Origin of the sequence: Roseicyclus sp. (assembly GCF_965662675.1) — a bacterium.
Taxonomy (GTDB): domain Bacteria; phylum Pseudomonadota; class Alphaproteobacteria; order Rhodobacterales; family Rhodobacteraceae; genus Roseicyclus.
This window is the reverse complement of record NZ_CBFIIK010000040.1, coordinates 1-19499: the sequence shown is the minus strand read 5'-3', so window position 1 is coordinate 19499 and position 19499 is coordinate 1. Positions and strand designations below refer to the sequence as shown.

Here is a 19499-nt window from a genome sequence, read left to right as displayed (position 1 = left end):
GGCTCCATGTCGATGATGGCGGTGCGCCACCAATCGGCGACATCCTTTGTGTCGGTCAAATCACGCCCTCCGCACGTAGCGTTTGGATCTGTTCCGCGTCATAGCCAAGCCCCTGCAAAATGTCATCGCTGTGCTGACCGAGTACGGGCGGCGGCTCCGTCACGCTGGGACGCACCCCGTCGATCATCGCGCCGAGCCGCACCAGATCGACCGCGCGGCCAACCCCCGGCACATCGTCGAAGCGACCGACAAAGCCGCGCTCGGTGATCTGGGGATGGGCCAAGATCGCGGGCACGCTCATCACCGCACCGGCGGGCACGCCGATAGCGGCAAGCTCATCGGCCCACAGGGCGGCCGGTTTGGTGGTCAGCATAGTCTCAAGCTCGGCCCGCAGGCGGTGGCGGTTCAGCTTGCGATCCTCGCGCGTGGCGAAATCGGGATGGGCCAGCAGATCAGCGCGCCCCAGATGCCCCGCCAGAAGCCGCCATTGCTCATCGGTATTGGCGGCGATGTTGATCGGCGCATCGCTGCACTGGAATGTCCCCGAGGGGGCCGAGGTCGGGTTTTCATTGCCCTGCGGGTGCGGCGTGACCCCGCCCACAAGGTAGTTCGACACCACCCAGCCCATCGTCGCCAACACCGAGTCTAGCATCGATACATCGATGAACGCCCCGCGCGGGTTTGCATTAAGCGCCGCCCCGATCGCCATCGCCGCCGTCAACCCGCCGATGGTGTCGGCCAGCGGATAGCCCACGCGCAAAGGCGCGCTTGCCGCGTCTCCGGTGATCGCCATGACGCCAGCGGCCCCTTGCACGATCTGGTCATAGGCGGGGCGGTCGGCCCATGGGCCGGTTTGGCCGAAACCCGAGATTGCGCAATAGATCAGCCGTGGATTAAGCCCGCGCAAATAATCGGGACCAACCCCCAGCCGATCCATCACGCCGGGGCGAAAGTTTTCGACCAGCACATCGGCATCCATCACCAGCTTTTCGAGGATCACGCGCCCGCGCGCATCTTTGAGGTTCAGCGTCAACGAGGTTTTCCCCGCATTCTGCGCCAGAAAGCTGATCCCCATGCCGCGCGCCGACAACTCGGGATCGGCCCCAAGATTGCGGGCCAGATCGCCGCGGCCAACCGCCTCGAGCTTGATCACCGCGGCACCCAGATGGGCAAGCTGCTGGCAGGCAAAGGGGCCCGCCAGCACATTTGTCAGATCGAGAACCCGCACGCCCCGCAAGGGGGCCGTGGCCTCAGTCGCCATCAGCCACCCCTTGCGCCCGCAGCCGCGCACGCCGTGCGCGGTAGCTTGGCAGCACCACCAAGATGGCCGCCAGCACCAACAGAACCAAGGTCATGGGCCGTTCGATGATGAAATCGAAACCACGATAAAGCTGCATCGCACGGGCGAAGTTATCCTCCATCATCGTACCAAGGATGAAGCCGATGAGCAGTGGCGCCAGCGGGTAATCGGCGAAGCGCAAGATCGTGGCGATCACACCAAAGCCCACAAGGATCAGCAACTCGGTGGGGTTATTCTGGCCGATGTAGCTGCCCATCAGGGTGAAAAACAGGATGAAGGGGATCAGGTATTGCCTTGGGATCGTGAGGATTTTCGCGATGTATGGGATCAGCGGCAGGTTGAGCATCAATAGCACAAGATTGCCGATATACATCGAGATGATGACCGCCCAAAAGACGTCGGGCTCATCGATCATCAGCCGCGGCCCCGGTGTCACGCTGAGTGCCAACAGCGCACCCAGCAAGATCGCCGTGGTCCCGGACCCCGGAATACCCAAGGTCAACAGCGGCACGAACGAACCCGAGCAGGCCGCGTTATTGGCCGATTCCGGGGCCGCCAAGCCTTTGATCGAGCCATGGCCGAACTCCTCCTGCTCCTTGCCCTTGGCAAGGTTGCGCTCGACCGCATAGCCAAGGAACGAGGCGATGGTGGCGCCTGCGCCGGGCAGAACGCCGATGAAGAAGCCTTGGATGGATTGCCGACCGATGACGGGCGCGATGGTGCGCGCCTCGTCGCGGGAAATGCGCAGATTGGTGATTTTTCCGCCTGCGCCCGTCGCGGCGCGGGCGGGGTTCATCACCAGAAACAGCGCCTCGGGCAATGCAAACATCGCCATGGCGAGCGTGATGAAGGAAAAGCCTGATTGCAACTCCATGATGCCGAAGGTGAAGCGCGGCATGTTCGACAACGCCCCCTCGCCCACCGTGCCCATCATCAGGCCAAGGATCGTCATCATTAGCGCTTTTCCGACCTGCCCGGTGCCCGCGAAGGCCGCGATGGCCGATAGCCCCACGACCATGAGCGCGAAATACTCCGCCGAATGGAACAGAAGCGCGACCGAGGACAGCGCGGGGGCAAAGATCATCAACAAGATCGTGCCGATCGTGCCACCCGCGAAGCTGGCGACCGCGGCAATGGTCAGCGCCTTTCCCGCCATGCCCTTGCGCGCCATTGGGTAGCCATCGAAACTGGTGGCGACCGTGCCCGCGACCCCCGGCGCGTTGAGCAGGATGGATGAGGTCGAGCCGCCGAAAATCGCGCCGTAATAGACGCCAGACAGCAAGATCAGCGCCGAGGCCGGATCGCCGATGCTGATCGCGATAGGGATCATGATGGCGATGATCGACATCGGCCCAAGGCCGGGCAGCATGCCGATGAGCGTGCCGATCACGCAGCCCATCACCACCATCATCAGGTTGAACGGCGTGACCGCAGCGACCAGACCAAGCAGGAGACCTTCAATCATAATCCGCCCTCCTCAGGCCATGAACGCCGGCCAAGGGCGCAGGAAGATCCCCAACACCTCTTGGACTAGGTACCAGATCGACCAAGCGGCCACGGCCGCCACGGGGATCAGGATATACAATTTACGCTCGCCCAAGATCATTGCGCCCAGCATCAAGAACAGAGTGGTCGAGCCCAGAAATCCAAGCGGACGCAATGTCATGGCATAGCCCAGCATCAAGACCACCAGCGCCAGCGCGGGGATGAGCTGATACTCGCGCCACTTGGCCAGTTCCATCGTGCCATCAGCCTTGGCTTCGGGCTTGGCGGTCTTGGGAGCAAATAGCACCATCATGCCCACGATGATGCCCGCGACCGTCAGCATCTTGGGAAAAGTCGACGGCCAGATCGGGTTGCGCCGCAAGATCGGCGGCAAGCTGTCATCCATGGTAAAGAATGCGGCATAGCCATACACGCAACACAGCGTAATGAAGGCCAGCGCGATCCAACGATCGAGCGCCATGGTCGTCCCTCCCCGATTTTCGGACATTATGGGATCAGCTGACCGGAGCGCACAATGGGGCGCTCCGGTCCTTGATCATGCCACCCGCACAGACAGGCGGGCGGCGGTGCGTTTAGAGAAAGCCCAGCTCGCGCATCAGATCGCCGATCTGCTTTTCCTGTGCTTCGAGGAATTCGACGAACTCCCCACCGGGGCGGTAGATATTGACCAGACCCATGCTGGCACGCACGGTTTCCCACTCGGGGGTGTCAAGCATCGTGCCCAGCAACTCCTGATAGGCTGCAACCTTGGCCGCATCCATGCCCGGTGCGGCAAAGAAGCCGCGCCAGTTCACGAATTGGGCGTCGATACCTTGCTCGGCGAAGGTCGGTGTATCGGCCGAGGCCGGCACGCGCTCGGGTGCGGTTACGCCAAGAATGCGCACGACACCTTGATCGGCCAAGGCAATCGCCTCCGAGAAACCGGTCGAAAGCGCGTCGATCTCGCCCGACAGAAGACCGGCCATCGCCTCGCCACCGGCGTCATAGCCGATATAGTTGAACGCAGTCGGATCTTCGCCCGCCGCCTGCATCACGATCGCAGCGACGAGATGGTCCATGCCACCCGGAACCGAGCCGCCGCCGATGGCGAAATCCATCCCGTCGGCGCGGTACATTGCCAGCGCCTCTTCCATCGAGGTGATCGGGCTGTCGGCGGTCACGACGAGCGCTGCATAGTCGCCGACCGTGCCCGCGACGGGGGTGAGGTCACGGAAGCTTTGCGAAATCTCGCCGGTCAGCGCGCGGATCACGATGGGGGTCGAGTTGACCATCAAGGTGCCATCGCTGGAGGCCGCGTTCTCGATCAGGCTGGCGATCGCCACGCCGCCGCCGCCGCCCGACAGGTTTTCATAGGTTGCACTGCCGACCAGCCCTGCATTGACCAGCGCCTCGCCGGTGCCGCGCGCCGTGCCATCCCAACCACCGCCGGCACCGCCGGGGATCAGGAAATGCACCTGGTCCATCATTTGATCTGCTTTTGCCATGCCCGAAAAGGCCAGCGTTGCCGTTGCCGCGGCCAACATGGCGCGGCGCGTCCACCCAAAGGTGTTCATGGTCATCCTCCCGTTTGACAGGCGGTCCTCCACCGCCCATGTTCCTACTCCATCACGTAAAGCTGACAGAAGTCTGACAGCATACAAACACGGCGTGATTTGGGGTCGGGCCGCGATGCGCTACCTTTTGGTCGAGGATAATCTGGAACTGGCCGAGGCGCTGATCAGCCGCCTTGTGCTTGACGGGCACGCTGTCGATCACGCCGCGACATTGGCCGCGGCCGAGGATTGTCTGGCCGCCGCCCAATACGACCTGATCTTGCTCGATGTGATGCTGCCCGATGGCGATGGGCGCGAATTTCTGGCCCGCAGCCGCACGCGGCTGGAAACACCGGTGATCGTGCTGACCGCGCGCAGCCAAGTCTCGGACAGGGTGGGCGCGCTCGATCAAGGGGCCGATGATTACATCACGAAACCCTTTGATTTCTCGGAGTTGGAGGCGCGCTGCCGGGCGGTTCTACGCCGCCGAGGCGGGGCCGCGCGCAACCAGATCGCGCTTGGCGCCTGTCTGTTCGATCCGCTGTCGGGCACGCTGTCGCGTGGCGAGATGGTGCTGGAGTTGAAAAACCGCGAAATCCGCCTGTTGGAGGTTTTCGCCCGCCATCAAGGCCAGATCCTCTCCAAGGCGCATCTGATGGATCGGCTGTTTTCCTATGACGCCGCCGTGACCGAGAACGCGATCGAGGTCTATGTGGGCCGCCTGCGCCGCCGGATCGAGGCGGTGGGCCTTAGGATCGAGACGGTGCGCGGGTTGGGCTACCGAATCGAAACGGGTGCATCGTGATTCCACGCGGCTCCATCGGGCGGCGGTTGACCTTGCTCTTGGCGGGGGTCGCGGCGCTGTTGTCGCTTCTGAGCTGGGGCATGGTCACCGGGCTTGCGCGCCAAGCCGCCGAACGCACCCAAGACAATGTCTTGGCCGCCTCGGCCATCACCATCGCCGAAACATTGCGCAGCGAACAAGGCGAGGTGCGGCTGGAACTCCCCTACTCCGCCTTCTCGATGCTGGGCGCGATCGGCGAGGATCGCGTATTTTACCGCGTGACGGCGGCGGGTGCGTTGTTGACGGGCTATGCCGATCTGCCCAGGCCCGACGAGACCCTCGCGCCTGGCCGGGTGGTGTTTCAGACCGGCACCTATTCCGATGAAACGATCCGCATGGCCGCCGTGCTGCGGGTGATCTTGACGGGCGCGCAGCCTGTGCCTGTGGTCGTCACGGTCGCCCAGACACGCCAAGGTGTCGATCAGATCGCGGCCGAGCTATCGCGGCTGGCCGCGGCGTTGTCGGTCGCCTTCTTCGTTGTTGCCGTCGCACTTTCAGCGATCGCCGCGCGCACATCACTGCGGCCGTTGAACGAGATCGCCGCCGCCGTCTCGCGGCGCGGGCCATCTGATCTGCGCCCCCTGCGCCGCGCGGCGCCCGCCGAGCTTGCGCCGCTGATGACCGCGCTGAACCGGCTGATGGACCGTCTGGGCCAATCGATCCGCCGCTCCGAGGATTTCATCGCCGAAGCGGCGCACCGTGTACGCACGCCGCTTGCCACCGTGCGCACCCAAGCCGAGATCGCGCTGCACAGCGTCAGCGACGAGACCGAGCGCCAGCGTTTGCGCGGGATCATCCGCGCGGTCGATGAAAGCTCGCGCTCGGCGGGGCAGTTGCTCGATCACGCCACGGTCGCCTTTCGCGCCGATGATCTGGCGCGCGATCCCATCGATCTCGCAGCCCTTGCCCGCCAGACCGCCGCCACGCTCGAGGCAACGGCGGCGCTGCGCGATATCCGGCTGCAACTCCAACTTGCGCCCGCACAGGTGGCGGGCGATGCGGTGCTGCTCGACAGCGCGCTGCGCAATGTTTTGGACAATGCGATCAAATACTCGCCCGAGGATACGACCGTCAGCATCACGGTGGCCAAGCTGGGAAGCATGGGCCAGATCACCATCACCGATGAGGGGCCGGGCCTTGGCGATGGGCCCGCCGAGGCGCTGACCGAACGCTTCCGACGCGGGAGCAATACGGGCGGCATCGTGGGGTCGGGTCTGGGGCTGACCATCGCGCGCGATGTGGTGGCGGCGCATGGCGGCCATCTGAAGTTGCAACAGACAGAAAACGGGAGGGGCGCATGCGTATCCTTGGTCTTGCCCTTGGCGTGATCCTTGCCGGGGCCGGCGCGCTCTTCGCCTATGAGGTCGAGGAGGAACGCTTCTACCCCGGCACCGGGCCATCGGTGCTGCGCGTCATTTCGACCGCCGATCTGGCGGTGTTCGAACCCTATCTCTTGGCGTTTCAGGCCAAGCGCCCCGACATCGGTATCGCCTATACGGTCACCTCTTCGACCGATTTGGCCAAGGCGATCCGCGATAGCGCGCCCTTTGACCTTGCCTTGTCATCGGCGATGGATCTGCAGTTTCAACTCGCCAATGACGGTTTTGCGCGCCCCTATCGCTCGCCCGTCACCGCCGATCTGCCTGATTGGGCGCGTTGGCGCGACCTTATCTTTGCCTTCAGCGCCGAACGCGCGGTGGTGGTGGTCAATGCCGAGCGGATCGCGGGCCTGCCGCTGCCTGCAACGCGCCAAGAGCTGATCGCGCTGTTACGCGACCATCCCGAACGGTTCCACGGGGCGGTCGGCACCTATGATGTGCGCGAAAGCGGGCTGGGCTATCTCTTCGCCACGAAGGAGACGCGCTCGACCGATGTGTATTGGCGGCTGGCCGAGGTGATGGGGCGGCTCGACCCGCAGCTTTACTGTTGCTCGGGCCAGATGATCGACGATGTGGCAGCAGGGCGTCTGGCGGTGGCCTACAATGTCTTGGGCAGCTACGCCGCCGAGCGTTTGGCGCGCGATTCCGGCGGGCGGGTACAGATCCTTCGGATGGAGGACTTCGAGAATATCATGCTGCGCACCGCAATCATCCCGCGCAACGCCACCGAAGTGGCGGCGGCCGGCGCACTGGTCGAGCTGTTGCTCGAAACCGGGCTACGCCCCACGGCCGAGGATTGGCCCCTGCCGCCCTTGGGCCAGACGGGCGGCGCGGATGGTGCGGGATTCAGCCCGATCCGGCTGGGACCGGCGCTGATGGTCTATCTCGACCCGCTGAACCGCCGGACATTTCTTGCCGAATGGGAAAACGCGATGGAACAGCGCTAAGGCGCCGTTTCACTGCATGTAATCGGGGCTTTCGGCATCCAGTACCATGCGCATGCCGCGCATGAAATCGGCCTCGGCCTGCGGATCGCCCTCTTGCTGGCGGGCGGTGATCTCGGCCACCTCGGGCGAAAGTTCCCGCATGGGCCGCCCGGTGGACAGCGCGATGATATAGGTGCGCACCGCGCGCTCGAAATAATACATCCGCATGAAGGTTTCCGCGACCGTTTCACCGATCACCAGCACCCCGTGATTGCCCATGATCATGGTACGGATCGAGGGGTCTTGGAACATGCGCGCACAGCGTGTCCCCTCCTCCTCCATGGCCAGACCGCCGTAATTCTCGTCGATCACGATGCGGTTGAAAAACATCGCCGTGCTTTGGTCGATGGGCGGCAGGCGGCTGTCGGCAAGGCTGGCCAGCACGGTGGCATAGGTCGAATGCACATGCATGGCACAGCGCGCATGCGGCACATGGCGGTGCAGGCTGGCATGCAGCCCCCATGCGGTCGGGTCGGGCGCATCCTCGCCCTTGGCGCTTTCGGGGTGGTTGGCGTCGATCACCCACAGGTCCGAGGCGCGGATGCGGCTGAAATGACGGCGCGGATTGATCAGGAATTGCGTCCCGTCATCATTGACCGCCATCGAGAAATGATTGGCCACCCCCTCATGCATCCCCTCGCGCGCGGTCAGGCGGAATGCGGCGGCCAGATCGGCGCGGGTCTGGGCATGATTCATCGTCAGATCCTCTCTCATTTGCGCCGAGGCTAGCGGGCAGATCACGCCCCGTCCAGTTCCTTGAGCATTTGACGCGCAGGTCAAAACCGCGACACATAATTCATTTTTTATTATCTATTACAATGATTTAAAAATCAAAGCTAAAGCAAATAACGAAGCTGAATGAGCGGCGGATCAACAAGATGATCACCGTCAATGAATCACCGTCGCACTTGGTCACCATAGGCTGAGAGTTCCGCTGCCTGTTGCCCAAGTTCAATCGGATTGCCGCCGCGCGCCCATCGGGCCGCGCACGGCCTCGCTTTGGCCAAGGCGCGGGAAGACACCAAGCCAAGGCCCAAGGGCCAGAATGTCAGGAGATCCGCGATGGAGATGTTGCCGATGACCGTCACCCCGATGACCACAAGCCTTCCCGCCGTCATGGCACGCACCCCCGAGGCGGTGACAATCGTGACCGGCGGGGCCGGATTTCTCGGCTCGCATCTGTGCAGCCGGTTGGTCGATCAAGGTGCGCGCGTCATCGCGATCGACAATCTGTCGACGGGATGCCGCGCGAATGTCGCGCATCTGATGCCGACGGGCCGGTTCAGCCTGATCGAACATGACATCATCCTCCCCATCGAGATCAGCGAAAAGGTCAACGCGATCTACAACCTCGCCTGCCCCGCCTCGCCGCCGAAATACCAGATCGATCCGGTCCATACCTTCCGCACCTCGATCGACGGGGCGCAGAACATGCTGGAACTGGCAAAACGGAAATCCGCACGCATCCTACAGGCCTCCACTTCCGAGGTTTATGGCGACCCCGAATTGTCGCCCCAACCCGAAACCTATTGCGGCGCGGTCAATACCTATGGGCCGCGTGCTTGCTATGACGAAGGCAAGCGCGGGGCTGAAACCCTGTTCTATGAATATGCCCGCCGCGACGGGCTGCAGACACGCATCGCGCGCATCTTCAACACCTACGGGCCGCGGATGGATGCACAAGACGGGCGTGTGGTATCGAATTTCGTTGTTCAAGCGCTCGCCGGGCAAGATATCACCGTCTATGGCACGGGCCGGCAGACACGGTCATTTTGCTATGTCGATGATCTGATCGACGGGCTGATCCGGCTGATGAACAGCGAGGATGGGATCGCCGGGCCGGTCAATCTGGGCAATCCGCGCGAATTCACCGTTCTGGAACTGGCCGAGATGGTGCTGGCCAAGACGCGCTCGCCGTCGCGGTTGCGGTTTCTCGATGCGCTGCAAGATGACCCAAAGCAGCGCCGCCCCGATATTACCTTGGCACATACGCTTTTGGGCTGGCAGCCGACGGTCAGCTTGTATGACGGGCTGGACCGGATGATCGCTCATTTCGCCCAAACCCCCCAAACCTTGCCTGCGACGGCCCTGTCATGAGCGCGCCTGCGATCCTTGTGACGGGTGGGGCGGGGTTCATCGGCGCGCATTGCTGCAAGGCTTTGGCGGCGGCGGGGTTTCGCCCGGTGGTCTATGACAACCTCTCGACCGGGCATGCCGCACATGTGCAATGGGGGCCGGCAATTTTTGCCGATCTGCGCGACCGCGTGGCCCTGCGCGCGGCGATGGTGCATTACGAGATCGCCGCGGTGATGCATTTCGCGGCCAGCGCCTATGTCGGGCAATCGGTGAGCGACCCGGCAGCCTATCATGACAATAATATCGGCGGCATGATCGCGCTGCTCGATGTGTGCCGGCACAGCCGCATCGCGGCGGTGGTGTTTTCGTCGAGCTGCGCCACCTATGGCGCGGTCAGCGCCGTGCCGATCCGCGAGGATACGCCCCAGGCCCCGATCAACCCTTATGGTTTCACCAAGCTGGTGGGCGAGCGGATGCTGCGCGAACAGGCCGCCGCCTATGGGCTGCGTCCCGCGATCTTGCGCTATTTCAACGCCGCCGGTGCCGACCCCGACGGAGCCTTGGGCGAGATCCACCGCCCCGAGACGCATCTGATCCCGCTGGCGTTGATGGCGGCCGCCGGGCACGGCCCGCCGCTTTCTGTCCTTGGGACGGATTATGACACGCCCGACGGAAGCTGTATCCGCGATTACATCCATGTCGATGATCTCGCGCGCGCCCATGTCATGGCCTTGCGGCATTTGTTGAACGGCGGCGCACCGTTGACGCTGAACCTTGGCAGTGGGCGCGGCACGTCGGTCCTGGAGGTGATGGCCGCGGTCAAGCGCGTGACAGGGCGCACGGTGCCGCATGTGCAGGCGCCGCGCCGGCCGGGCGACCCGGCTGCCCTTGTCGCCGACCCGCGGCTGGCGGCGGAGCGGTTGGGTTTCGTCACACGGCACGGCGATATCGACAAGATCATCGCCCATGCCGCCCCTTGGTTCGGCCATGAGGTGCGCCATGCAGCGACGGCTTGACCCTGCCCTCTTGTCTCCGGTGCTGACCGGGGGAATGCGCGCGCGCTATCTGGCGCTGACGGCGCTGTGGCTCGCCTGCGTGGCATGGTTCTGGCTCTGGTGGCTCGATCCCGCCCATGTGGCCAGCCCCGCGGGCTATGCACTCTCGACGCTGGCCTTGGGCTGGATCTATGGCTTGCAGCTTTACTTTGTCGCCGTGTTCCTGGGGGCCAAACGCAGCGCCGCGCCCGACCCCAAGAAAGGCGATTTCCGCGTCGCGATGGTCGTGACCAAAACCCCGGCAGAGCCGCTATCGGTCTTGATCCCGACTTTGAAGGCCATGCTGGCGCAAGATTACCCCCATGACACTTGGCTGGCCGATGAAGACCCCGATGATCTGACCCGTGCATGGTGTGCGCGCCACGGCGTCAGGATTTCCACCCGCAAGGGCAATGCCCGCTATCACAATGCGGTATGGCCGCGCCGGACCCGCTGCAAAGAGGGTAATCTTGCCTATTTCTACGATCATTGGGGCTATCGCGATTACGATATCGTGGCCCAGCTTGACGCCGATCATGTGCCGCAGCCGGGCTATTTGCGCGAAATGGTCCGCCCCTTTGCCGACCCCAGCGTCGGCTATGTCAGCGCGCCCTCGATCTGTGCGGCCAATGCCGGGACAAGCTGGGCCGCGCGCGCCCGGCTGCAGTCCGAGGCGGCGTTTCACGGTGTCTTCCAACTAGGCTATACCGGCAGCCTTGCGCCGATGTGCATCGGCTCGCATTACGCGGTACGCACCAAGGCACTTGCGGATGTGGGCGGGCTTGGCCCCGAACTGGCCGAGGATCATTCCACATCGATGATCATGAACGCGGGCGGCTGGCGGGGCGTGCATGCGATGGAGGCGATCGCCATCGGCGACGGACCGCGCACGCTGGCCGATATGGTGACGCAGGAATTCCAATGGTCGCGCAGCCTTGTGGCGCTCCTCTTGACCTACACGCCGCGCTACCTGCGCGACCTGCCTTGGCGGCTCAGGTTCCAATTCCTGTTTTGCCAAGCGCTTTACCCGATGATGGCGCTGAGCGCGGCGCTAATCTACGCGCTGCCCATCGCGGCGCTGTGGTTCGACCAACCCTATGCCGATGTCACCTATGCGCAGTTCTTGGGCCATGCCCTGCCGACCGTGGGTGCGATCACGGTTTTCGCGATCGCGATGCGGCGCGACGGCTTCTTTCGGCCCCATGACGCACGCGTGATCGCGTGGGAAAAGGCGCTGTTCTTGCTGGTGCAATGGCCGTGGGTGGCTTGGGGCTGCATCATGGCTATGCGCGACCGGGTGACGGGGCGCTTCGTCGATTTCCGCATCACCCCCAAGGGCGAGGATGCGACCGCCGCCCTGCCCTACAGGATCGTCGCGGTCTATGGTGTGCTGCTTTTGGGGGCGGTCTCGCCTGTGCTGATCTTGAACCAAGTCACCCAAGCGGCGGGTTTCTACCTGTTGTCGGCGCTGAACGGATTTTTCTATGCCGCCATCCTTTGGATCGCGGTGGTCGGCCATATCCGCGAAAGCAGGCCGCCGCGCGCCGGGCATCTTTGGTGGCGCGAGATGCGGCCGCATCTGGGCACCGCGGGGCTTGGCGCGGTGCTGTTGATCTCAGCGGTCTCGATGCGCGCGCCCGAGGCGGTGCATGCGCTGACGCTTGGCACCGGGCTAAACGCGCTGACACGCGCAGAATACGTCGTCTCGGGGGCGGCCAGCGGTGGCGCTGTCGGGACCGCGCGCATCCGTTTCGTCACACCTTCGTCCCTTGGGTCAACACCCGTTTCTCGATAAAAGGAGTTCCAATATGCTGCCCCCTCGCATGATGCCGTTCTACCTGCAGCGCCGCACCGTCATGATGGGTATGTTGGCCGCCGGTGCCGGAATGGCCGCGGCACTGCGCCCCTCGCCGGGCTCGGTGCCACCCGGTTTGATCCCCTTCGGCGCCTATGACCCTGCGGGCGATTTCGCGGATGAGGCGGATTTCACCATCGAGCATGTCTTCTTGCCGTGGGAGGATGTGGCGATCAACTCGCTCTTCGATGCCGACCGCTACGCCATGGACCGCGAGCGCGCGCTTTTGGTGACCTTGGAGCCGTGGACATGGTCGCGCAGCGAACGCAATACCGCCCGCGCCCTGCGCGCCGGCATCGCCGCAGGCGATTACGACGCCACGATGCGGTCGATCTGCGAGGTGTTGGCCGCGCTGAACAGCCCCCTGACGCTGCGCTGGGGCCATGAGATGGATGATGATAACGGCCAATTCATCTGGGCCGGTTGGGCGCCCGACGACTACATCGCCGCCTATCGCCGGATGGCCGATATCGCGCGGCAGACGGTGCCGGGGATCAACCTGATGTGGTCGCCCTTGGGCGATGACGGAATGGAGGCCTATTACCCCGGTGATGATCATGTCGATCTGACCGGCCTCAGCGTCTTTGGCCTGCAGGCATGGGACCGCGCCAATTATAACCGCGACCGCAGCTTTTCCGAGATCTTGGCCCCACGCTACGACCGCGCGGTCGGTTTCGGCAAACCCGTCGTGGTTGCCGAATTGGGCTATAGCGGCGATGCGGGCTATGTCGCGGCTTGGGATGCGCAGGTCCGCACGATGGCCGAAACCTTTCCCGCCTTGGTCGGCGTGGTCTATTTCAACTACCCCGAGGTCTATGACTGGCCCCAAGGATTCGGCCGCCCCGATTGGCGGGTTGGCGAAAGAATCGTGACCATCGCCAGCTGAGAGGGGCCTTGGCAGATTCCCGCTGATTGGCGGTCCGCGTGCATGCCATTGATGCAGCGCGCGCTTGGCCGGATTCCGGCGATGTTATACACACCCGCCTCCACCCCCGCTTGATCAAGGCGTTGACCCGCGTCAATGCCAAGGTCAGTTTTGCCCGGCGCTGGTCGCGCGATCGGGCCCTGCCCCTGATGCCGCCAGCACGGCGCGCGAGTGGGGAAAGGGGTCGATCATCATGCAGCATCACCTGCGCCGCGCCATTGTTGCCGCCAGCTTTGCCTTGGGCGTGATGGCCAGCCCCTTGGTCGCGCATTCGCCCCAGATCCCGCCGCCACAGGCCCAACAAACCGCCCCCGCCGCGCCGCAGATGCGCAGCGATCGCGCGATCCGCTTCGACTGGCAGGCAAACCGCCCCGCAGCGACAGCGCGCGCGACGACCACCGCGCGCAGCCGCGGCGCACCCGGACGCGGCAGCTATATCTGCACCGCTGCCGGCTTCGGACAGATGTCACGCTGCGTGGCGCGCTGATCGGCGTTGACAGGGGCGACGGGCTACTCCTTACTGCGATCGCAGATCGAAGATCGAAGATGACGATCCGGGGGGGGGATATGTCCGACAGCTTGGCCAGCGCCGAGATGGCGCAAACAGCGCCGCTCCAGCGCGACAGCTTGCAGCAACAGATCTATGACCGCCTTCATGCCGGGTTGATCGCGGGTGCTTTTCGCCCCGGCGAGGTGATCTCGAGCCGTGGCCTTGCCGCGCAGCTTTCGGTCAGCGCCATGCCCGTGCGCGAGGCGCTGACGCGGCTGACCGCCGAGGGTGCGCTGGAGTTGACGCCAAGTCGCACGCTGCGGGTGCGCCTGCTCTCGCCCGATGATTTCGATGAGGTGACGGCGATCCGGACCGAGCTTGAAGGCATGGCCGCAAGGCGCGCGGGCGAAGGGCTGACGGGGGCGGATGTGACGCGGATCTGCGCCTTGCATCAGACGTTGAGGCAAGCCGCCGACAGCGGCGATGTCGACCGCTACTTGGCCGCGAACGCCGATTTTCATTCCGGCATCTACGCCGCCGCGCGCTGGCCCATGCTGCTTGGCATGATCCAGCGCCTATGGCTGATCGTCGGTCCCGCGATCCGCGCAAGCCTGCCCGATCAGGCCCATCTCAGCCGTTCGATGGGGTTTCACGATGCGATGCGCGCCGCCGTGTTGGCGCGCGATGCCGCAGCACTACGCGCGGCGATCATCGCCGATATCGCCAATGCCGCCCCCGATATTCGTGCAGCAACGGTCGCGGCGGCGGCCACCCCAACCAATGAGGGACAGATATGAGCATTCTGCAATCGCTGACACCGCCCACGGGCCTGCGTGTGGCGGTGACCGCCGGGGCGGCGGGGATCGGGCGGGCCATCGCCACCGGCTTTCAACAGGCGGGCGCGCATGTGCATGTCTGCGACATCGACGCCGCCGCCGTCGCGGATGCGCGCGCGGCGGGTTTTGGCGCGATGGAATGCGATGCCGCTGACCCCGAACAGGCCCGCGCCTTTTTCGCGGCAGCGCGCGCCGATATGGGCGGGTTCGACGTGGTGATCGCCAATGCCGGGATCGCGGGGCCGACCCTTGCCATCGCCGATGTGGATGACGCCGCATGGGATCGCACGCTCGAGGTGAATTTGCGCGGTGCGTATCTCGCTGCCCATCACGCCGCCGCCGATCTGATCGCCAGCCGGGGCAGCTTTGTCGCCATTTCATCGGTCGCGGGGCGTTTGGGCTTTGCACTGCGCACGCCCTATGCGGCGTCGAAATGGGGGGTGGTGGGGCTGGCCAAAAGCCTTGCGGTGGAATGGGGGCCGCAGGGCGTGCGCGCCAATGCGATCTTGCCCGGCATCGTCAAGGGCCCTCGCATCGAGCGCGTGATCGCCGCGCGCGCCCAGCAATTGGGCCAAAGCTATGCCGAGACCGAGGTGCAGGCGCTGGAAAAAGTCTGGCTCCGCCGCATGGTCGCGCCCGAGGATATCGCCGCGATGTGTCTGTTCCTGTCCTCGCCCGGCGGGGCCAACATTACCGGCCAGGCGCTCAGCGTCTGCGCGGGCGTTGAGGGGTTGTGATGGAAAAACCCCCCATCGCGGTGATCGGCGCGGGGCTGATCGGGTCGGCTTGGGCCTTTGGCTTTGCGCGTGCGGGCCACATGGTCACGCTCTACGACCAAGACGCAGACGCCGCAGGCGCGGCACAAGCCCGCGTGGCCGAGATCGGCACCGATATGCAGGCCGCTGGCCTGCTGGAGGGGCAAGCACCCGCCGAGGTGGCGGGGCGTGTACATGTGGCCGCCGATCTGGAAACCGCTGTGAAGAACGCCTTGCATGTACAAGAAAACGTGTCGGAAAATGTCGATATCAAGCGCGCGATCTTTGCCGCAATTGATGCCGCAGCCCGGCCTGATGCGATCTTGGCAAGCTCGACCTCGGCGCTGTTGCCGTCCAGCTTCACCGAAGCGCTGAAGGGTCGCGCACGCTGTCTGGTGGCCCACCCGATCAACCCGCCCAGCCTGATCCCGGCGGTGGAAATCGTGCCCGCCCCATGGACCGACGCGGCAGCGATGGAGCGCTGTGCCGCCACTATGGCGGGGATCGGCCAAAAGCCCATCCGCATGACGCGCGAGATCGACGGCTTCATCATGAACCGCCTGCAAGGCGCGTTGTTGCAAGAGGCGATGCGCCTTGTGGCCGATGGGATCGCCACGCCCGAGGATATCGACACCGGCATCCGCGACGGGCTGGCACCCCGCTGGTCGCTGTGCGGGCCTTTCGAGGCGATCGATCTGAACGCGCCGGGCGGCGTGCGCGATTACGTCGCCCGCTACGGGCCGATGTATCGCCTCATCGGCGCGCGCCAAACCACCCTGCCCGATTGGGAGGGTGAGACGCTGGACCGCATCGCGGCCGCGCGCCGTGCTGTTCTGCCCCTGTCCGATCTGCCCAAGGCGCAAGCCCGCCGCGACCGCCGCCTGATGGCGCTGATGGCGCATTTCCGCCGCGAAACACCGCAAGACTGACCCCGCAGAAAGGGACCGATACATGGCCGCGAAATCCCGCAAAGTCATCATCTCCTGCGCCGTGACGGGCGCGATCCACACGCCATCGATGTCGCCGCATTTGCCGGTGACGCCACAAGAAATTATCGCCGATGGCCTGAAAGCCGCTGAGGCGGGCGCCACGATCCTGCATCTGCATGCGCGCGACCCCGAAACTGGGCGGCCCACGCAAGACCCCGATGCGTTCCGGGCCTTTCTGCCGCAACTCAAGCAGGCCACGGGCGCGGTGTTGAACCTGACCACCGGCGGCTCACCGCATATGAGCGTGGCCGAACGCATGCGCCCAGCGGCGGAACTCAAGCCCGAGGTGGCCTCGCTGAACATGGGGTCGATGAATTTCGGGCTTTACCCGATGCTCGACCGCTTCAAGGAGTTTCGCCACGACTGGGAACGCGCGCATCTGGAGAACAGCCGCGATCTGGTTTTCAAGAACACCTTCGCCGATATCGAACAGATCTTGCGGATCGGGAACGCCAACCACACAAGGTTCGAGTTCGAATGCTATGACACCAGCCATCTTTATAACCTCGCCCATTTCGTCGATCGCGGCTTGGTCAAGGCGCCTTTCCTTGTGCAGACGGTCTTTGGCCTTTTGGGGGGCATCGGCGCCCACCCGGAGGATGTGGCGCATATGAAGCGCACGGCCGATCGGCTGTTCGGCGATGCTTACGTCTGGTCGGTTCTGGGTGCGGGGCGTAACCAGATGCCCGTCGCGGCAATGGCCGCGGCCCAAGGGGGCAATGTGCGTGTCGGGCTGGAAGATTCGCTTTGGATCGGGCCGGGGCAGTTGGCTGAAAGCAATGCCGACCAGGTGCGCAAGGTACGCGAGATCCTCGAAGGCCTCAGCCTTGCAGTGGCAACACCCGACGAGGCACGCCAGATGCTTGATCTAAAAGGGGGAAATGATGTCGCATTCTGAACTTGGTCCCGTCATCGTCACGGGCGGCAGCAGAGGGATCGGGGCGGCAAGCGTGCGCGCCTTGGTGGCCTTGGGCCGACCAGTGGTATTTTCATATGCGCGCGATGCGGATGCCGCCGATGGGTTATGCGCGGAACTGACCCAAGCGGGCGGGCAGGTCATCGCCATCAAGGCCGATGTCACCGACCCGACCACCCCCGCGCTGCTTTTCGACAGATGCGAGGCCGCGTTCGGCACCGCCACCGGGCTTTTCGCCAATGCGGGCATCACGGGACCGGCCACCAAGATCACCGATCTGTCGCTCGCCGATCTGACCCGCGTCATCGACACCAACCTCATCGGCTGCTTTCTGACCGTGCAGGAGGGCGCGCGGCGGATGGCCCGCGGGTCGATTGTGCTGATGTCGAGCAGGGCGGCGGAACTGGGCGGCGGCGGCGAATGGGTGCATTACGCAGCCTCCAAGGGGGCGATCAACGCCATGACCAAGGGCTTGGCCCGCGAATTGGGGCCGCGCGACATCCGGGTGAATGCGGTGGCACCCGGCCTGATCGACACGGAAATCCATGCCGCCGCGGGCGTGGGCGAGCGGCTGGTCCAAAAGCGGGCAGAGGTTCCCTTGGGACGCATCGGCACGGCGGACGAGGTCGCCGATACGGTCGTCTGGCTTTTGTCGGAAAGGGCCAGCTATGTCACCGGCACCATCGTCGATATCGGGGGCGGTCGCTAGGCCCGCCCCTCTCCCAACGGCGGGCGGGCCAAACCCTGCAGACCCAATCCCGCCTCGGGCAGGCAGGCGCGCAAGACGACCTGCTGCACCTCGGCGCTGTAGCTGTCGAGTGTGATGCCCCGGCGGCGATACTTGGCGCGTTTGACATACCACTCCTGCAACAGCGGCTTGATCAGCGCGGGCAAAAGCGGCGAGGTGTCGGGACGAAAGACGCCGCTTTCGACCCCGCGCAAAACCACGGCCGAAAAGTAGCTTTCGGTCAGCATCTCGCTATCGATGGCCATGCGGCGTTCGGCGGGGGGGAAATTCTTGGCCTCCATGAAGGCGAAGGTAAACCACGGCAACAAGGCCTCGGTCATGCGCAGATGTGTGTCGATCATCCAGCGCAGATGGGTGACAGGATCACGGGTCACATCCTCGGGGGGGCTCGACAGCACGCGTTGCACCAGATCGGCCACCTCGGCCAAGATCATCTTCAGAAGCGTCGTCTTACTATCGAAATAGGCGTAAAGACCGCCCGCCGACATCCCTGTCTCGCGCGAGAGATCGCGTAGCGACATGGCCTGAAACCCGCCCTTGTTCGACAGATCGATCGCTGTCTCCAAGATCCGTTGCAGGCGCGGCAGAGCGATGTTGGACTTGCGCACGCTGATCGTGTCTTGGTGACGGGCAAGGATCGATTGGCACAATTGCGCGACCGTGGGCATCGCGGCCATGCGCGGCAACTGCGCGCCAGCCGCCGCATGGGCGGCCCTTTGGGTCGGGTTGGTCATCTTTCCGTCTCCGTGGTTCAGGAATCTGTTGCCATATTCCGGGGCGCTGTCTACCAATATCTACCGAACGCTCGCTCGATAAGGATGGGAGGCCTTGACGAACGTGACCGATTCACCCGTTCCCCTATGGCCCGGATTGACGGGCAAATCGGCGCTGGTAACGGGCGCATCCTCGGGGCTTGGGGCGCATTTCGCGCGGCTGCTGGCCGCCCAAGGTGTCGCTGTCACGCTGGCCGCGCGCCGCGGTGAGCGGGTGGCCGCACTTTGTGCCGACATCACCGATAGCGGCGGTGTCGCCCATGCGCTCGTCCTCGATGTGGCCGATGGCGCGGATGTGGCGGCCAAGCTGGCGGGCCAAGTTTTCGACATCGTGGTCAACAATGCCGGCACGGCCGCCACGGCGACTGCGCTCGATCATGACGATGCCACCATCGACCGGGTGATCGACACTAACCTCAAGGGCCCCTTTTACGTCGCGCGCACCACGGCGCAGGCCATGGCCGATGCGGGGCGCGGTGGCACGATCATCAATATCGCCTCGATCTTGGGTTTTCGCGTGGCGGGACAGGTCGCGGCCTATGCGGCGTCCAAGGC

The 19499-nt window shown here is 64.4% G+C and carries 20 protein-coding genes; 14 read left to right on the top strand and 6 right to left on the bottom strand.

Going from position 1 to position 19499, the window contains the following annotated elements; all coding sequences use genetic code 11:
- Positions 1-55 precede the first annotated feature (55 nt).
- From ACTG4J_RS08135 to ACTG4J_RS08120, 4 genes are all read right to left on the bottom strand, one after another.
- Entirely contained in the window at positions 56-1261 is a 1206-nt protein-coding gene (locus ACTG4J_RS08135) for a CaiB/BaiF CoA transferase family protein (RefSeq protein ID WP_439138587.1), read from the bottom strand.
- The gene (locus ACTG4J_RS08130) at positions 1251-2765 is read right to left on the bottom strand and encodes a tripartite tricarboxylate transporter permease (protein ID WP_439138586.1); all 1515 of its coding nucleotides are present in this window, start codon (positions 2763-2765) and stop codon (positions 1251-1253) included. Before ACTG4J_RS08130 ends, ACTG4J_RS08135 begins: the two co-directional genes overlap by 11 nt.
- 12 nt (positions 2766-2777) lie before the next feature.
- The gene (locus tag ACTG4J_RS08125) at positions 2778-3266 is read right to left on the bottom strand and encodes a tripartite tricarboxylate transporter TctB family protein (RefSeq protein WP_439138584.1); all 489 of its coding nucleotides are present in this window, start codon (positions 3264-3266) and stop codon (positions 2778-2780) included.
- A 112-nt stretch (positions 3267-3378) separates the two neighbouring features.
- Positions 3379-4359: a tripartite tricarboxylate transporter substrate binding protein gene (locus ACTG4J_RS08120; protein WP_439138583.1), complete on the bottom strand. Its 981-nt coding sequence runs from the start codon at positions 4357-4359 to the stop codon at positions 3379-3381.
- Positions 4360-4474: 115 nt separating this feature from the next.
- Between ACTG4J_RS08120 and ACTG4J_RS08115 the strand changes: the two genes are divergently transcribed.
- From ACTG4J_RS08115 to ACTG4J_RS08105, 3 genes are read left to right on the top strand one after another with little or no spacing between them, the layout of a single operon-like run.
- Positions 4475-5143: a response regulator transcription factor gene (locus ACTG4J_RS08115; RefSeq protein WP_439138581.1), complete on the top strand. Its 669-nt coding sequence runs from the start codon at positions 4475-4477 to the stop codon at positions 5141-5143.
- A complete protein-coding gene (locus tag ACTG4J_RS08110) occupies positions 5140-6510 on the top strand; it encodes a sensor histidine kinase (protein WP_439138579.1) in 1371 nt (456 codons plus the stop codon). The genes ACTG4J_RS08115 and ACTG4J_RS08110 overlap by 4 nt, the downstream gene beginning before the upstream one ends.
- The gene (locus ACTG4J_RS08105; RefSeq protein ID WP_439138577.1) at positions 6480-7508 is read left to right on the top strand and encodes an ABC transporter substrate-binding protein; all 1029 of its coding nucleotides are present in this window, start codon (positions 6480-6482) and stop codon (positions 7506-7508) included. The genes ACTG4J_RS08110 and ACTG4J_RS08105 overlap by 31 nt, the downstream gene beginning before the upstream one ends.
- A gap of 9 nt (positions 7509-7517) precedes the next feature.
- On the opposite strand, the gene ACTG4J_RS08100 is transcribed toward ACTG4J_RS08105, so the two are convergent.
- Entirely contained in the window at positions 7518-8243 is a 726-nt protein-coding gene (locus ACTG4J_RS08100) for a class II aldolase and adducin N-terminal domain-containing protein (protein ID WP_439138575.1), read from the bottom strand.
- Positions 8244-8663: 420 nt separating this feature from the next.
- Here ACTG4J_RS08100 and ACTG4J_RS08095 point away from each other — a divergent pair, with 420 nt between their 5' ends.
- The 10 genes from ACTG4J_RS08095 (at position 8664) to ACTG4J_RS08050 (ending at position 18132) form a co-directional block, all read left to right on the top strand.
- Positions 8664-9644, top strand: coding sequence for a UDP-glucuronic acid decarboxylase family protein (locus ACTG4J_RS08095; RefSeq protein ID WP_439138591.1), 981 nt, complete (start codon positions 8664-8666; stop codon positions 9642-9644).
- Positions 9641-10639 carry a UDP-glucose 4-epimerase GalE gene (gene galE, locus ACTG4J_RS08090; RefSeq protein ID WP_439138573.1) on the top strand — a complete coding sequence of 333 codons (999 nt, stop codon included), beginning with the start codon at positions 9641-9643 and terminating at the stop codon, positions 10637-10639. Before ACTG4J_RS08095 ends, galE begins: the two co-directional genes overlap by 4 nt.
- Positions 10623-12452 carry a glycosyltransferase family 2 protein gene (locus ACTG4J_RS08085; protein WP_439138572.1) on the top strand — a complete coding sequence of 610 codons (1830 nt, stop codon included), beginning with the start codon at positions 10623-10625 and terminating at the stop codon, positions 12450-12452. The genes galE and ACTG4J_RS08085 overlap by 17 nt, the downstream gene beginning before the upstream one ends.
- A gap of 13 nt (positions 12453-12465) precedes the next feature.
- Entirely contained in the window at positions 12466-13398 is a 933-nt protein-coding gene (locus tag ACTG4J_RS08080) for a glycoside hydrolase family 26 protein (protein WP_439138571.1), read from the top strand.
- Positions 13399-13630: 232 nt separating this feature from the next.
- A complete protein-coding gene (locus tag ACTG4J_RS08075) occupies positions 13631-13924 on the top strand; it encodes a hypothetical protein (RefSeq protein WP_439138570.1) in 294 nt (97 codons plus the stop codon).
- A gap of 80 nt (positions 13925-14004) precedes the next feature.
- Positions 14005-14724, top strand: a complete 720-nt coding sequence (locus ACTG4J_RS08070; RefSeq protein WP_439138569.1) for a GntR family transcriptional regulator — start codon at positions 14005-14007, stop codon at positions 14722-14724.
- A complete protein-coding gene (locus ACTG4J_RS08065; RefSeq protein WP_439138568.1) occupies positions 14721-15500 on the top strand; it encodes an SDR family oxidoreductase in 780 nt (259 codons plus the stop codon). The genes ACTG4J_RS08070 and ACTG4J_RS08065 overlap by 4 nt, the downstream gene beginning before the upstream one ends.
- A complete protein-coding gene (locus ACTG4J_RS08060; RefSeq protein ID WP_439138566.1) occupies positions 15500-16447 on the top strand; it encodes a 3-hydroxyacyl-CoA dehydrogenase in 948 nt (315 codons plus the stop codon). The genes ACTG4J_RS08065 and ACTG4J_RS08060 overlap by 1 nt, the downstream gene beginning before the upstream one ends.
- Before the next feature lie 22 nt (positions 16448-16469).
- On the top strand, positions 16470-17405 hold the full coding sequence (locus tag ACTG4J_RS08055) for a 3-keto-5-aminohexanoate cleavage protein (protein WP_439138564.1): 936 nt from the start codon (positions 16470-16472) through the stop codon (positions 17403-17405).
- Positions 17392-18132: an SDR family NAD(P)-dependent oxidoreductase gene (locus ACTG4J_RS08050; protein ID WP_439138562.1), complete on the top strand. Its 741-nt coding sequence runs from the start codon at positions 17392-17394 to the stop codon at positions 18130-18132. Before ACTG4J_RS08055 ends, ACTG4J_RS08050 begins: the two co-directional genes overlap by 14 nt.
- Here the strand turns inward: ACTG4J_RS08050 and ACTG4J_RS08045 are convergent.
- On the bottom strand, positions 18129-18905 hold the full coding sequence (locus ACTG4J_RS08045; protein ID WP_439138560.1) for a TetR/AcrR family transcriptional regulator: 777 nt from the start codon (positions 18903-18905) through the stop codon (positions 18129-18131). The two genes, ACTG4J_RS08050 and ACTG4J_RS08045, sit on opposite strands and share 4 nt — an antisense overlap.
- 103 nt (positions 18906-19008) lie before the next feature.
- Here ACTG4J_RS08045 and ACTG4J_RS08040 point away from each other — a divergent pair.
- The coding region (locus ACTG4J_RS08040; RefSeq protein WP_439138589.1) for an SDR family NAD(P)-dependent oxidoreductase at positions 19009-19499 on the top strand (491 nt) is incomplete at its 3' end.

Coding starts and splice junctions, on each gene's coding strand:
- ACTG4J_RS08135 (WP_439138587.1), bottom strand. CDS start 1,261: ATGGCGACTGAGGCCACGGCCCCCTTGCGGGGCGTGCGGGTTCTCGAT.
- ACTG4J_RS08130 (WP_439138586.1), bottom strand. CDS start 2,765: ATGATTGAAGGTCTCCTGCTTGGTCTGGTCGCTGCGGTCACGCCGTTC.
- ACTG4J_RS08125 (WP_439138584.1), bottom strand. CDS start 3,266: ATGGCGCTCGATCGTTGGATCGCGCTGGCCTTCATTACGCTGTGTTGC.
- ACTG4J_RS08120 (WP_439138583.1), bottom strand. CDS start 4,359: ATGAACACCTTTGGGTGGACGCGCCGCGCCATGTTGGCCGCGGCAACG.
- ACTG4J_RS08115 (WP_439138581.1), top strand. CDS start 4,475: ATGCGCTACCTTTTGGTCGAGGATAATCTGGAACTGGCCGAGGCGCTG.
- ACTG4J_RS08105 (WP_439138577.1), top strand. CDS start 6,480: ATGCGTATCCTTGGTCTTGCCCTTGGCGTGATCCTTGCCGGGGCCGGC.
- ACTG4J_RS08100 (WP_439138575.1), bottom strand. CDS start 8,243: ATGAATCATGCCCAGACCCGCGCCGATCTGGCCGCCGCATTCCGCCTG.
- ACTG4J_RS08095 (WP_439138591.1), top strand. CDS start 8,664: ATGGCACGCACCCCCGAGGCGGTGACAATCGTGACCGGCGGGGCCGGA.
- galE (WP_439138573.1), top strand. CDS start 9,641: ATGAGCGCGCCTGCGATCCTTGTGACGGGTGGGGCGGGGTTCATCGGC.
- ACTG4J_RS08085 (WP_439138572.1), top strand. CDS start 10,623: ATGCAGCGACGGCTTGACCCTGCCCTCTTGTCTCCGGTGCTGACCGGG.
- ACTG4J_RS08080 (WP_439138571.1), top strand. CDS start 12,466: ATGCTGCCCCCTCGCATGATGCCGTTCTACCTGCAGCGCCGCACCGTC.
- ACTG4J_RS08075 (WP_439138570.1), top strand. CDS start 13,631: ATGCAGCATCACCTGCGCCGCGCCATTGTTGCCGCCAGCTTTGCCTTG.
- ACTG4J_RS08070 (WP_439138569.1), top strand. CDS start 14,005: ATGTCCGACAGCTTGGCCAGCGCCGAGATGGCGCAAACAGCGCCGCTC.
- ACTG4J_RS08065 (WP_439138568.1), top strand. CDS start 14,721: ATGAGCATTCTGCAATCGCTGACACCGCCCACGGGCCTGCGTGTGGCG.
- ACTG4J_RS08060 (WP_439138566.1), top strand. CDS start 15,500: ATGGAAAAACCCCCCATCGCGGTGATCGGCGCGGGGCTGATCGGGTCG.
- ACTG4J_RS08055 (WP_439138564.1), top strand. CDS start 16,470: ATGGCCGCGAAATCCCGCAAAGTCATCATCTCCTGCGCCGTGACGGGC.
- ACTG4J_RS08050 (WP_439138562.1), top strand. CDS start 17,392: ATGTCGCATTCTGAACTTGGTCCCGTCATCGTCACGGGCGGCAGCAGA.
- ACTG4J_RS08045 (WP_439138560.1), bottom strand. CDS start 18,905: ATGACCAACCCGACCCAAAGGGCCGCCCATGCGGCGGCTGGCGCGCAG.